The organism is Pseudomonas sp. CIP-10 (genome assembly GCF_020911845.1).
In the GTDB taxonomy this organism is placed as follows: Bacteria; Pseudomonadota; Gammaproteobacteria; order Pseudomonadales; family Pseudomonadaceae; genus Aquipseudomonas; species Aquipseudomonas alloputida.
Genome location: NZ_CP087160.1, coordinates 4212573 through 4225933, shown reverse-complemented (window position 1 = coordinate 4225933; position 13361 = coordinate 4212573). Strand labels below are relative to the sequence as shown.

The following is a 13361-nucleotide window of genomic DNA, read 5'->3' as shown; positions in this document are numbered from 1 at the left end:
GATTGTCGCTCAAAGGTCGTGATGCGAGGTTAACGAGGGTTGCATGGGCGTCGCTGTCGCAAGCGGGACAACCCTGCGCGCAAGCGGGACAACCTGAGGCTCAGTGCTCGCGCGCGGTACCGTTTTGCCAATCACTCGGTGCATGGCCGAGGATGCGCTTGAACATGGCAGTAAATGCACTGGCGCTCTGGTAGCCGTGCTCCAGCGCAACGTTCAGGATCGGCTTGCCATCGGCCAGGCACTGCTGGCTGAGCATCACCCGGGCACGGGCGCGCCATTGGCCATACGACATGCCCACCTCGCGCTGGAACAGCCTGGCCACACTGCGGGCACTCATGTTCAGTTGTGCGCCGCATTGCTCCAGGGTCAGGTCCTGGGCCGGGTCCTGCAGGAAGCGCTCGCACCAGGCACGCAGGCGTGCGTGCTGCGGCGTAGGGACAAAGGCATCGATGCGCCGGGCGGCGGCGAGTTCGTACAGGATCAGCGCACGAGCATGCGCGCCGTCGCGCAGGTTCAGCACCCGTGACGCCGCCAGGATCAGTTCGCGCAGCAGGCCGGACACGACGATGACCTGGCAGCGTTCGATGTGGGCATCGAGCAGCAAGGTGCGCAGGTAGACCACGCCCTCCATGCGGATGGCATGGCTGACCCCCGCAGGCATCCACAAGGCATGCCCGCCGGGGATCACCCAGCTGCCGCCCTCGCTGCTGACCCGCATCACGCCGCTGGCGGCGTAAATCAGCTGGTCTTCGGCGTGGCAGTGGCTGGCCACTTCATCGCCGTGTCCGTAGTCCATTTCCAGTGCTTGCATGCAGGTTACCCTCGTTATTGGATCCAATTATATCGAGGCGAACCTGTGCCGGGTTGCGAAGTGTGGGCGGCGAGCGAATTGCCATGGTTACAAATCGCAATAAGGCGATTGTTTATGGTTAATTATTGCTGTGAAGTTAGAGGCATCAGCTTGAAAGTGGTGAATGTTGTTAAATCCAGACATCGCTCTGTGCTGTGCGATCCCCCCCTTCATGACCGGTATTCAGAATGCCCCGCGGTTCGATCATCATCAGTTTCGCTTCGCCTTGCGCGGCGGTCCGGTGCTCGACGCCGCGTGGCACCACATAGAGTTCCCCTGGGTTCACATGCACGCAGCCATCCGGCAGGTCGATACGCAGCGTGCCTTCCAGCACCAGGAATGCTTCGTCGGTCTCCGGGTGCGCGTGCCAGATGAATTCGCCTTCGATGCGCACGACCTTGAACTGGTAATCGTTCATCTCGGCAACGACCCTGGGGCTCCATTGCTGTTCGATAAGCGCGGCCTTGTGGACCAGGTTCACTGGCAGGGAGGGGTGTGGGTGACGGGATTCAGGCATGACAGTTCCTCGGAAAGTGGAGTGGTCAGCCTATCGCGCCGGGCGAGTCCGGTTCTTGTACGATCCTGCACGCCTGCTCCCACGGGATACGCGGGCGACTGCGGTTTCTCAGCGTGACGCTCGCAAACGCTCCAGCCAGCGTAAGGGCGGTACGCCGTAGCAACGGGTGAAGTGCCGGGTCATGTGGCTCTGGTCATGAAAGCCTGCGGCAAGGGCTGCCTCGACCAAGGTGAAGCCGTCCAGGATCATTCGGCGAAAGCTGTCGAGGCGGCGCAGGGTGACAAAGCGATAGGGGCTGGTGCCGTACAGCGTGCGAAAGTCACGCGACAGGCTCCAGCGTTCGCGGCCGCTGGCCTGTTCCAGCATGTCCAGTGTTATGCCCACATGCAGGTGTTCCATGATGAAGGCCCGGGCGCGTTCGGCTGCCTGGTAATCCAGGCGCTTGCGCCCGCGCGGCTTGCCGCCGACGGCCCGCAAGGCGATCGCCAGGTCATACAGGGCGTCCTGTTCTTCCAATGGCTCCAGCGCGTGGTCCACTGCCTGCACGAACGCTTCGCTGGCGTGGTACAGGCGAGGGTCGCTGGACAGCCCGCCAGCGATGAAGGGCAAAGGCTGACCACCCAGCACGTTCTGGATCAGTGCCGGGTCGACGTAGGCCATGCGGTAGCGAAAGCCTGCGTCGGTGCCGGCCATGCCGTCATGCAGTTCGTCCGGGTGCAACACCAGCGTGTTGCCCGGTATGCCGTGGCGCAGCGAACCCTTGTAGTGGAAGCTTTGCACGCCGGCCAGCGTGCGGCCGATCGAATAGGTATCGTGGCGATGCGGGTCGTAGCCGTGGCTACCGAACCAGGCTTCGATACGCTCGATACCGCCCGGTTGGGCACTACGGATGACCCAGTCGGACGGCGGTAGGGGCTTCGCTTTACGGGCCATCGCGGTGAGTGCCTCCTGCTCACGCCCGGGTGGGCAAGCTCATGTGCAGCAAAGGGAACGGGCGACCTTCGCCATCCAGCGGTGAACGGCCGGTCTGGACGAAGCCATAGCGCTGGTAGAACGCTGTTGCCTGTGGGTTCTGCTCGTTGACATCGACACTCATCGCACTGCGTGACTGGCGGCCGAAATCCAGCAGTGCACGGCCAATGCCCTGGCGGTGGTGCGCTGGGTCGACGAAGAGCATTTCCACATGGTTTTCATTGAAGCCGATAAAGCCCAGTGGCTGGTCATCGGGGTCTACCGCAACCCACAGCTCGACGGCCGGGAAGTACACGTCGCGCAGCTGTGGCAACAGTGCGTCGATGTCGGAGGGTTGCAGGAAGTGGTGCGTCGCGCGAACAGCGCGCAGCCAGATGTCGAGCAGCTGCGGGTAGTCTGCAGCGATGCCTTGGCGAATGATCATGGTGTCATCCTGAGTGTATTGATGGCGGATGGGCGCGCCAGTGAGCGGCGGCCATGCAAGTGTCGGCATCATGAATGACCGCTTCGCGAGTCAACGCCTGGGCGGTGCACGGCAGGGGAGGCCGGAAGGGAAGAGCGCGGAAGATTACCCCGGTCGCGCAGTAGGGGGCAATGGCGATCGCATAGGTGCAGTGCAGGTTTCGACTCGGCTAGGATGCATGTCGATGCCGGAATTGAACCCGAACAACAAGCACGGCCCGGGAGCACCCATGAACCGCAACGAACTGCGCAAAGCCGATATCAACCTGATGGTGGTGTTCGAAGCGCTGATGCAGGAACGCAACCTCACCCGTGCCGCGGAGAAGCTGTTCGTCGCCCAGCCCACGGTCAGCGCCGCGCTGGCCAGGTTGCGTGCGATGTTCAACGACCCGTTGCTGGTTCGAGTGGGCAACCGCATGGAGCCCTCGGCCAGGGCCGAAGAGGTGATCAAGTACCTCACGCCAGCCTTGGATGCGATGTCTGTCGCCCTCAGCATGACCCATGATTTCGACCCGCTGACCAGCAAGATGACCTTCCGCATCGGCTTGTCCGATGATGTCGAGTCGGGCCTGCTGCCGCCGCTGTTGCGGGCGCTGCGGGTGGAGGCGCCGAACGTGGTGGTGGTCGTGCAGCATGTGGACTATTGGCGCATTCCGGACCTGCTGGCGGCAGGCGATGTGACGGTGGGTATCAGCCAGACCAAGGGCCTGCCCGCCAATGCCAAACGCAAGGTGCTACGCACCCTGCAAGCCAGGGTAGTGCGGGCCGACAAGTCCAGCACGCCGCTTTCACTGGATGAGTTTTGCCAACGTCCGCATGTCCAGGTTTCGCCAACCGCCAACACCCAGGGTGTGGTCGATGAGTGGTTGAAAGACATCGGCCGTGAACGCAAGGTGGTGTTGTCGGTGCCGCAGTTCAGTTCGCTACCGGCGATTCTGGCCGGTACCGACCTGCTGGCCTGTTGCCCGGACTATGCCGCACAGGGTATGGAACGCTGGGGCAACCTGCAGGCCGAGACGCTGCCGTTCGAGACTGCTGCACTGGAGCTGGCCATGGTCTGGTTGAGCACCACCGACAGCGACCCGGCCGAGCGTTGGCTGCGTAGTCGCCTGGAGCACTACATGGGCGGACTACGGGAAGCGGTCATGGGATGATGGCTTTGCATCGTGCTGCAACTGGCTGCCGATGAAGTGAAGGTGTCGCAAATGTACCCGCGCGCTGGGTGCAGTTTGATCAGTCACTTTCGTTGGCCTGTTGAGGTGCAGAGCGCTTGCGTGGTTTTTTCGCCGGCCGCTTGCCGGGCTTGAGCTGCCAGCGGTCGGCGTTGGCGAGCAGGCGTGCCTGGATTGCGGGTGGGTAGTCGCTCAGGGTTGTCACGGGTGGGACTGGCTTGCCGGGCAGGCCGGCCTCGCGGATGACCTTCGGCCAGCGTGGTCGCCAGCACAGCAGCAGGCTGAGCCAGTGGCCGGTGCCGATGATGATGAACGCGGGCCAGACAAACAGCAGCGCAACTTTGAACAGCCAGCTGCTTTTGCGGAAGAAACGTCCAAGGCCTTCGAACTGGGCGCTGAATGCCTGGACGGGTGAGGGTAGCTGGGTGCTCAGGCGGGGGCGGGGGACGGCGTGTGGGCCTTCTTCCATGTAACGGCGGATGAATTCCCACTCATCACGCAGTTCGCTGCCGCCTTGGCCTTGTTTGCCCAGCAGGGCCATTTCCATGTGGGGCAGGCCGGTGCGGCTGGGGTGCCAGACCAGGCCTAGTCGCGTGCCGAGGCTGAGCGGATCGTCCTCTTGATAAGTAGATGTGCTGCCAGTTTCCCTCCATGGAAATGTCACTATTCCACCGCAGTAACTGGGGCGGTGCAGGTGGACTTGTTGAGTTTTTCTGTTGAAGCGAATCAGTAGGTGTCTGCTTGTAAATAGCTCGAGGCGTGTAAGGTGGAAACCATACCTGAGATAGAGGTAAGTGAGGCCGGCGCCAATCAAGAGTGCAAGTGTATTAAGCAGGATGATGGGTATGTTGAACTCAGGTAGGGCGGAGATGTTGAAAACTAAAAAACCATGTGTCAGTTGTGCCCATGCATAAATAGTCGGAGCTACTCCTCCGAGCGTCATAAGCGTGATCAGGCCGCGTTTTTCTTCCGACCCGCCGCAGCGCATGTCGAATATGTTTCGTTGAAAGCGTAAATGGGACCCCGAGTATGCGGGTGCTCGCTTGCAGACTTGAAGCTAATATCCAGATCCACGTCGCTCACGTTACTGTCAGATCTTTTATCTGGCAGGCTCCTCTGCGCATAGTCTGCTTTGCAGGAAGCACTTGACTCAGTGGCCATTTTCCAAAAGCCCCACTCAATCAAAAACATTAAATTACCTCGCTAAAGGCAGAATGCAGTGCGGGGAGTTCGTCGTTTATATCGTAGGCATCTGCGTCTTTATTAATGCGATAAGTGCTTCGTTTACACCATTTTTCGAGTGCGTCGTCTTCAAGGATAAGGATGATCACTGTCATGATCAGACCAAGCCAGAAGGCGCCCAAGACTAATCGAGCTAATAATAGTCGAGCTGCCTGTGTGCCAAGTTTTCCTGCGAGTACACTGGCTGAGCGGCTCAGGCTATGGATGATTTTTGATCTGCTATTCTTTGATAAAAGATCGAATAACGGCTTCGCAATGGCGATGGCGCTTCCTAGCTCGGCTAACGAAAGCGCTATGGTTGCCGTGGCTCGCGTTACATACGTGAAAGCTAAAATACCAGACTTGTATGCCGGATGGTTCTTGGAGGTGCCCAGCAACTCGTTGAGATGTCTGGAACTGTCCGAATAATCCCACCACGCGAGTACCAACCCCCCGGTGCCAGCTAAACTAGCGCCCCATAGTTTCAAACGCCCTAAAGCGGCCGCTGCTCCTCGTCCGGTCACACTGTTCGCGCCGTACCGCGCGACCACCTGGTCAACATAGCTCGCTCCAATTTCAAAGCCCGCCGCAGCCGTAGTCATCGCGGCCGCCATGAGTTCGGTCTTCACCCGCGCATCACTGTCAGGCAGTTCGCGCGCTTTGAAGGCCATCAGCATCCCCTCCAGCAGGCACACCAGCCCGGAGACACGCACTTTGTAGAAGTCACTGTTACGGGCCTGCATCAACCCTTCAGCCCAGGCCTGGTCGAGGTACCTTGATACCTGGCCTGCGCTGCGTTGTGGGTTGATGGGCTGCCCGCTACGTGCAGCTTCACTCAGGCGAATATCGACAGCCGTTTCATGCACCGAAGCGAACAAGGTCAGCCGCAAACCCTGGTGCAACGCGCGGTCCATGCTGTTGGGGGTCGCGGTGCGCAGCACTTGCCGCCCCAGCGCGACGTACCAGGCATACAGGCCGATGCTGGCCGTGCTGCTCTGTGCCTGCATCTGTTCGTACAGGGTGTTGATGCGCCCAAAGGCATTGGCAGCGGCATGGGCTTGCCGGGCAAGTGCTTCCGGCAGGGCGAAGGATGACGCTGACGACGGTTCGGCCTTGGCGGCTTCCAGCAGCGCCGCCAGTGCTTCCCGCAGGTCCTCCTGGTTGTAGGTGATGCCGCGTATTGCCAGGTTGCCCCGGTCTGCTACGTCGCTGCGCCACCAGTGGTCCAGCACCTTCGTACCCCCTTCACTCAACGCCATGCCGATCACGCACTGGCCGGTCTGTTCGGCAAAGGCCAGGCCGTTGATGAGGTCGGCGTTGTCGTAGCGGTCCAGCGCCTGCAACAAGCGTTCGCTGACCACCCAGCGGGTATGGTCCTTGGCGCGGTCCTCGGCGGTAGCAGGAAGTGATGGTTCAAAGAGTCCATGGGTACGCTCCATCTGCAAGGATGATGTATGGCATCAATTGATCTCCTTGGGCCTTCTGGGCGTGCGCGGTTTGCGTGGCTTTTTCTCCGGCCGCTTGCCGGGCTTGAGCTGCCAGCGGTCGGCGTTGGCGAGCAGGCGTGCCTGGATTGCGGGTGGGTAGTCGCTCAGAGTTGTCACGGGGGGGACCGGCTTGCCGGGCAGGCCGGCCTCGCGGATGACCTTCGGCCAGCGCGGTCGCCAGCACAGCAGCAGGCTGAGCCAGTGGCCGGTGCCGATGATGATGAACGCGGGCCAGACAAACAGCAGCGCAACTTTGAACAGCCAGCTGCTTTTGCGGAAGAAACGCCCAAGGCCTTCGAACTGGGCGCTGAATGCCTGGATGGGTGAGGGTAGCTGGGTGCTCAGGCGGGGGCGGGGGACGGCGTGTGGGCCTTCTTCCATGTAACGGCGGATGAATTCCCACTCATCACGCAGTTCGCTGCCGCCTTGGCCTTGTTTGCCCAGCAGGGCCATTTCCATGTGGGGCAGGCCGGTGCGGCTGGGGTGCCAGACCAGGCCTAGTCGCATGCCCATGCTGAGTGAGTCATCTTCTGGATATAGGCCAGTGCTTCCGGTTGCATTCCATGGAAAAGTTACGATTCCACCGCAGTATTTCGGTCGATGTAGGTGAACTTGTTGGGTTGCTCGATTGAAGCGAATAAGCAAGTGACGGCTAGTCAGCATTTCTAGTCGGGTTAAGTGGATTCCATACTTTGAATAAAGATACACTAAGGTGGAGCTGACTGAGAGCATTATAAGTGTTGAAAGAATAGTGATTACGGAACGCCCATCCGGATCGGTGATGTCCATCCATAAAAATCCAGTGGTGATCATTAGTCCCACAGCAATGGCCGGGGCGACAGCGCCGAGCGTTGCGAGCGTAATAAGTCCACGCTTTTCTTCTGAGCCTCCGCAGCGCATTTCTAAAATAGTGTCGCTGAACGCGAAAACAGGTCCTCTTGCATAGGGTTGTTTACTAACGGATTGGAAGTGCATTTCTTCAGTCAGGTCACCCTCATATAAATCTTGACGCTTTTCGTTCGGTGTCAGTTCTGCTTCATATGCTTTTCGCGCGGCTTCGGATTCAGTAGCCATTTGCCAAAAACCCCATTCGATCAGATACATCACAATACCTCGCTGAATGCGGAGTGCAGGGCCTTCAGCTCTTCTTGTTCTTCAAACGGTTTTGAGTTTTTTGCAAGGCGGAAGCTGCTGCGTTTGCACCACTTTTCCAAAGCATCGTCTTCAAGTATGTAAATAATCAATGTGAAGACCAGGCCAATCCAGAACGCCCCAAGAACGAGGCGCGCAAGTAATAACCGAGCAGCCTGCGTGCCGAGCTTCTTTGCAAGTGCTCCCAAGGAGGTGGATAGCATCCTGACGAGCTTGGTCTTGGCATTTTGAGAAAGGTAGTCGAAAAAAGGTTTTGCAGTCGCAACGGCCGTTCCTAACTCAGCAAGTGAGAGAGTCACTGTAGCGACCCCTCTTACAAAATAAGTAGCCGCCAGGAGTCTGGAGTTTTTTTGAACCTGCTTGGTAGCGCCACTCTGGCTGCTTTTGAAATGCTCAACCGAATCAGTGAAATCCCACCACGCCAGCAGTGAACCCCCGGTGCCAGCTAAACTGGCGCCCCATAGTTTCAAACGCCCTAAAGCGGCCGCTGCTCCTCGTCCGGTCACACTGTTCGCGCCGTACCGCGCGACCACCTGGTCCACATAGCTGGCTCCAACTTCAAAGCCCGCCGCTGCCGTGGTCATCGCGGCCGCCAGGAGTTCGGTCTTCACCCGCGCATCACTGTCAGGCAGTTCGCGCGCTTTAAAGGCCATCAGCATTCCCTCCAGCAGGCACACCAGCCCGGAGACACGCACTTTGTAGAAGTCACTGTTCCGGGCCTGCATCAACCCTTCAGCCCAGGCCTGGTCGAGGTACCTTGATACCTGGCCTGCACTGCGTTGTGGGTCAATGGCCTGCCCGCTACGTGCAGCTTCACTCAGGCGAATATCGACAGCCGCTTCATGCACCGAAGCGAACAAGGTCAGCCGCAAACCCTGGTGCAACGCGCGGTCCATGCTGTTGGGGGTCGCGGTGCGCAGCACTTGCCGCCCCAGCGCGACGTACCAGGCATACAGGCCGATGCTGGCCGTGCTGCTCTGTGCCTGGATCTGTTCGTACAGGGTGTTGATGCGCCCAAAGGCATTGGCAGCGGCATGGGCTTGCCGGGCAAGTGCTTCCGGCAGGGCGAAGGATGACGCTGACTGTGGTTCGCTTTTAGCCGCTTCCAGCAGCGCCGCCAGTGCTTCCCGCAGGTCCTCCTGGTTGTAGGTGATGCCGCGTATTGCCAGGTTGCCCCGGTCTGCCACGTCGCTGCGCCACCAGTGGTCCAGCACCTTCGTGCCCCCTTCACTCAACTCCATGCCGATCACGCACTGGCCGGTCTGTTCGGCAAAGGCCAGGCCGCTGATGAGGTCGGCGTTGTCGTAGCGGTCCAGCGCCTGCAACAAGCGTTCGCTGACCACCCAGCGGGTATGGTCCTTGGCGCGGTCCTCGGCGGCTTGCTGGGCGTGTTGCATGGCCTGCTCGAAACCGTCGAGCTGATCGTGCATGGCCTGGCGGTCGACCAGGTGGCCGTATTTCTGGTCGAACCGCTTGCGGAACTCGCCGGCATCCTGGCGGGCCTGGACTTTGCTGCGGACCTCGCACTCGAACTGCGCCAGGTGGGGCTTCATGCGTTCATCATGGGCATCGGCCTGTTGATTGGCCCGTTCGGAGAACAAGTAGATCTCGGGATGCAGGTGGGGCTGGTTGCGGACTTTTTCGGCCATGACTTCGCGCTTGACGATCTGCTCGGCCACCATCTGCGGGTAGAGTTTTTCGATTTCCAGGAACGACTGCGCGACCAGCAGCTTGCGTTCGTTGTCCACCCCGGGTTCCACGGTGCGCGCCAGCCACTGGGTCTTCACATCCTCGACAGCGGCGTTGCGCCAGGCGTTGAGCTCCTGGGTGATCCCGATGGCGTCTTCGATGACGATGGCGGCGCCACGGGGTTTGCTGTGGTTCACCAGCGGTGCCAGCGCTTGGCGTGATGCGTGCGGCGAGACGATCTGGTCGTTGTTGAACGGCTGCAGGTCCAGCAGTGCCTGCAGGTCTGCATCGTTTTGTGCCTTGAAGTCGGCTACCCAGTTCAGTTGGTCATGCTTGAGGACGTGGGGCTGTGGCGGGGCGTCGGAAGGCTGGATGAAGCGGGCGATATCGATCGTGGGCAGGCTGCTGCGGTATTCCTCGTCGAGCAGGCGGTAGTTGTCGAGCATGCGCGGGGTCAGCGGGGAAGGGCTGAACAGTGGGCGCAGCTCCTGGATGTCATCCAGGTCGTAGAGGGTGATGGTCCAGCCGAAACCGCGAAGGATCTCATCCAGATTGCCGGCGCTGGGGGCAGGCGCCCAGGGGGCGTCGCTGCTGATGTACAGCAGCGAGCCATTGGGCGCCACGCGGTACTGGCTGTGCCATTCGTAGGCCGGTGCGCTATGGCGCTTGATCAGCAGGTAGAGAAAGCCCTCGCGCAAAGGGCGGATGGCGTAGCTGGAGTGGGTCAGCTCGCCGACCTCCTGGAACGGGCTGAGATAGCCTGGCAATTTGGGCAGGCGAGCACGTTGTGCCGGGTTGCCGCCGACGGCGGCGTAGCGCAGGGGCAGCAGTTCGAAGCGGCGGGTGCAGTCGGCGACGGGGCTGTTGCGCAGGGCCGGGCGGTAGCCGGAGGTGATGCGCCTGCACAGTTCGAGGGTTTCTTTCAACGAGTCCATGTATAGCTCCAGCGAGCAGGGATGATTATCAAATGCATGCAAGCGTTGCATTCGACCCAGGGCTGGACACTAGCGAGGAATCACTTCTCAAAGGAGCGTTGCGCTTCCGATAGGTGCGTAGGAAATTTCTGATTAAGCGGTATCGTTGACGTTACCAGGGTTTTCATCGCCTTTCACGTCAACCCGTCCGCTGTCACGGGGCAGGCCCATCGTTACTGGGTGGAGGCGCCACCCTGGTCGCTATTTTAAATACGGTCCGCATCCAGACAGGGCCGCAAAGCGGCCCGATCGTTCCCCGGAAAGTACTTCAGAACGCCCCTTGCAATGTCACCATGAAATTGCGCGGTTCACCATAGAAGTTGCCCCACGCCGGCGCGCCGATGGTGGCGTAGTACTTCTTGTCGAACAGGTTGTTGCCGTTGAGCGCGACAGTCCAGTTCGGGTCGAGGCGGTACTGCACACGGCCGTTCCACACGGTGTAGCCCGCCTGCTCGACACGGGTAGTGCCGGTGGTACGGAAGTTCTCGCTCTGGCTGTTCAGGCCTGCTCCGAGGGTCCAGCGCTCCAGAGCACCGCCCAACTGGTAGTCACCCCATACCTTGAGCATGTGCCGTGGGATGAAGCTGGAGGTGAAGGTCAGTTCGGTCGGGTCAGTGTCTTCGATGGTACTCAGGTACTTCGTCTGGGTGTAGGTGTAGCCCGCCAACAGCTGCAACCGCTCGATCGGCGAGCCGCTGATCTCGGCTTCGAACCCCTGTGCGCGTACCTTGCCGCTGTCGTTGTAGCAATACCCGTCGCCTGAGGGGCAGGTATCGACGTAGTCCGTTTCTGCGCGGTGATTCTCGACAGTGCGGAACAGGTTGAAGGAGGTGTTCAACGCGCCATCGAGCAGCTCGCCCTTGATGCCGACTTCATAGTTGGCGCCGGTCTTTGGTTGTAACGCCTGCCGCTCGGCATTCACCTTGTCGCTCTGTGGCTGGAAGATGTCGGCGTAGCTGGCATAGGCGGTCCACTGCTCGTTCAGGTCGTACAGCACGGCGGCAAACGGCGTGACCTGACCGTTTTCCTGGCTGCGATTATGCACCCAGTAATCGTAGAACTGGGTATAGGAGTCGCTCTTGTTACGGTACCAGCTGACCCGCGCGCCCAGCACCAAGGTCAGTGGCTCTGCCAGTTTCAGGCGCAGGTTGGCGTAAGTGCCGTACTGGGTGGTAGTGGTATCGGTTGGCACACTGCCACCGCGGCTCGGGTTGACCAGGTAATCGGCCTTGGACGGGTGTGTGAAGTTCGCGGATGGGTTGAACGGGTCCTGCTTGCCGTCCAGCAGCATCAGCGCGAAGTAATCATGGGTTTTCTGTCGGCTGGCGTTGACACCCATGATCAGCTCGTGCTGCAGGCCGAACGCCTCGAACTTGCCATCGACATAGCTATCGAAGCCGTAGTCGTCCTGGTCGTAGTCGAAACGGCCGGCCCGGACGTTCATGCTGGCGGTGCTGGCGCCGACGGGTACCGTGCCTTCGGAATAAGCGTATTCGATGTCCTGGGTGTTGTGGGTGTAGATCGAGGCGAAGTTCAGGGTCCAGTCATCGTTGAAGCGGTGCTTGAGGTCGGCAAAGCCGGTAATACGCTGGCTTTGCATGTCGTTCCAGCTGGCCCCCAGGCAGGTGGAGCGCGACAGCTTCAGGTCACTGCCATCGGCGTAGCGTGGCAGGCCGGCGTAGCAAGGGGTGGCATCGACATCCTCGTAAGCCAGGCCAGCGCCCACGGTGGTGTCGGCCGTGACGTCCCAGTCGATGGCGCCGTACAGTATCTGGTCCTGGCGCTTGGCCGTGTCATAGAAGTACTGGCGGTCCTGCAGCGTCGCCACGGCGCGCCCCCGCACGGTGCCCGACGCGTTCAGCGGGCCGCCCACGTCCACTTGCCCGCGGTAGTTGTCCCAGCTGCCGGCTGACAGGGTGACGGTGGTGGCGGCTTTTTCCTGCCCCCGTTTGCGCACGAAGTTGACGCCCCCGGCGGAGGAGCCAGAGCCTTTCATCATGCCGGCCGCACCTTTAAGCACCTCGACGCGGTCATAGAACGCCATGTCGCTGGAAAAGCTGTTGGCCTGCACGTAGTTGCCGCCCACGTCCAAGGGCACGCCGTCGTACTGGTACTGGCCATCCAGGTTGAAACCACGGGAATAGAAATACTTGCCGCCCATGGGCGAGTCATACACGGTGATGCCCGGGGTCTTGTCCAGTACCTGCTCCAGTGTGTTGAGGTTCTGGTCGTCGAGCATCTTGCGGGTCATCACGGTGACCGACTGCGGGGTTTCTTTCAGCGTGTGTACGCCCTTGCCGATGGTGATGGCACGGGCGGCGTAGGACTGGGTGCCTTCGCTGGTCGCATCCAGGCGGTTGGCGTCGATGTTCATCGGCGCCAGTTCCATGGCCGAGCCGTTTTGCGCAGCGACCAGCACATAGCCACCATTACCCTGACGCTGCGCCTGCAGGCCACTGTTGCCCAGCAGCCGCGCCAGACCTTCCTCGACACTGAAGCTGCCTTCCAGGCCCGCGCTGTCGAGGTTGCGCGTCTGTGCGGTGTCGAACGAAATGGTCACACCCGCCTGTACGCCAAACTGGGTGATGGCGTTGCCCAGTGAGCCAGCGGGGACATGGTAGGTGGCCTGGCTTTGGGCCATTGCCTGGGCAGGCATCAGCAACAGGCCGGGCGCGCTGGCCAGGGACATGCCGAACAGCACCAGGCGGACGGCATGGCTGAGCTTGGTTGCTGGGGTAGGGTGCAGGTGTGGCATTTCGTGGTCCTTCCGAGTCATGGCAGAAAGTCGCTGTCGTCGCGGCTTGTGTCAGGGACGGACGAGAATAGAAATCAGCAAGATTGCGGCGAAAGTTTTTCTGCAGTTGC

The 13361-nt window shown here is 60.5% G+C and carries 8 protein-coding genes and 2 pseudogenes; 1 reads left to right on the top strand and 9 read right to left on the bottom strand.

Features of this window, described 5'->3' with window-relative positions; all coding sequences use genetic code 11:
• Nucleotides 1-100: 100 nt before the first annotated feature.
• The 4 genes from LMH93_RS19085 to LMH93_RS19070 all read right to left on the bottom strand — a co-directional run bounded on the left by LMH93_RS19085 (nucleotide 101) and on the right by LMH93_RS19070 (nucleotide 2763).
• The gene (locus tag LMH93_RS19085; protein ID WP_003247284.1) at nucleotides 101-811 is read right to left on the bottom strand and encodes an AraC family transcriptional regulator; all 711 of its coding nucleotides are present in this window, start codon (nucleotides 809-811) and stop codon (nucleotides 101-103) included.
• Nucleotides 812-980: 169 nt separating this feature from the next.
• Nucleotides 981-1367, bottom strand: a complete 387-nt coding sequence (locus LMH93_RS19080) for a cupin domain-containing protein (protein WP_003247285.1) — start codon at nucleotides 1365-1367, stop codon at nucleotides 981-983.
• 108 nt (nucleotides 1368-1475) lie between these two features.
• Entirely contained in the window at nucleotides 1476-2300 is an 825-nt protein-coding gene (locus tag LMH93_RS19075) for an AraC family transcriptional regulator (RefSeq protein ID WP_004577449.1), read from the bottom strand.
• 19 nt (nucleotides 2301-2319) lie between these two features.
• The gene (locus LMH93_RS19070) at nucleotides 2320-2763 is read right to left on the bottom strand and encodes an acetyltransferase (RefSeq protein WP_012053200.1); all 444 of its coding nucleotides are present in this window, start codon (nucleotides 2761-2763) and stop codon (nucleotides 2320-2322) included.
• 268 nt (nucleotides 2764-3031) lie between these two features.
• Between LMH93_RS19070 and LMH93_RS19065 the strand changes: the two genes are divergently transcribed.
• A complete protein-coding gene (locus LMH93_RS19065; protein ID WP_230064455.1) occupies nucleotides 3032-3955 on the top strand; it encodes a LysR family transcriptional regulator in 924 nt (307 codons plus the stop codon).
• Between the two features lie 79 nt (nucleotides 3956-4034).
• Here LMH93_RS19065 and LMH93_RS19060 read toward each other — a convergent pair.
• The 5 genes and pseudogenes from LMH93_RS19060 to LMH93_RS19040 all read right to left on the bottom strand — a co-directional run bounded on the left by LMH93_RS19060 (nucleotide 4035) and on the right by LMH93_RS19040 (nucleotide 13251).
• Nucleotides 4035-5164: pseudogene (locus LMH93_RS19060) on the bottom strand (DUF6708 domain-containing protein).
• A pseudogene (locus tag LMH93_RS19055) lies at nucleotides 5164-6588 on the bottom strand (T6SS effector BTH_I2691 family protein); the annotation flags it as partial. The pseudogenes LMH93_RS19060 and LMH93_RS19055, both read right to left, overlap by 1 nt.
• Nucleotides 6589-6654: 66 nt before the next feature.
• On the bottom strand, nucleotides 6655-7785 hold the full coding sequence (locus tag LMH93_RS19050) for a DUF6708 domain-containing protein (protein WP_230064454.1): 1131 nt from the start codon (nucleotides 7783-7785) through the stop codon (nucleotides 6655-6657).
• The gene (locus tag LMH93_RS19045; RefSeq protein WP_230064453.1) at nucleotides 7785-10457 is read right to left on the bottom strand and encodes a T6SS effector BTH_I2691 family protein; all 2673 of its coding nucleotides are present in this window, start codon (nucleotides 10455-10457) and stop codon (nucleotides 7785-7787) included. The genes LMH93_RS19050 and LMH93_RS19045 overlap by 1 nt, the downstream gene beginning before the upstream one ends.
• A gap of 307 nt (nucleotides 10458-10764) precedes the next feature.
• On the bottom strand, nucleotides 10765-13251 hold the full coding sequence (locus tag LMH93_RS19040; protein WP_230064452.1) for a TonB-dependent siderophore receptor: 2487 nt from the start codon (nucleotides 13249-13251) through the stop codon (nucleotides 10765-10767).
• Between the last annotated feature and the right edge of the window lie 110 nt (nucleotides 13252-13361).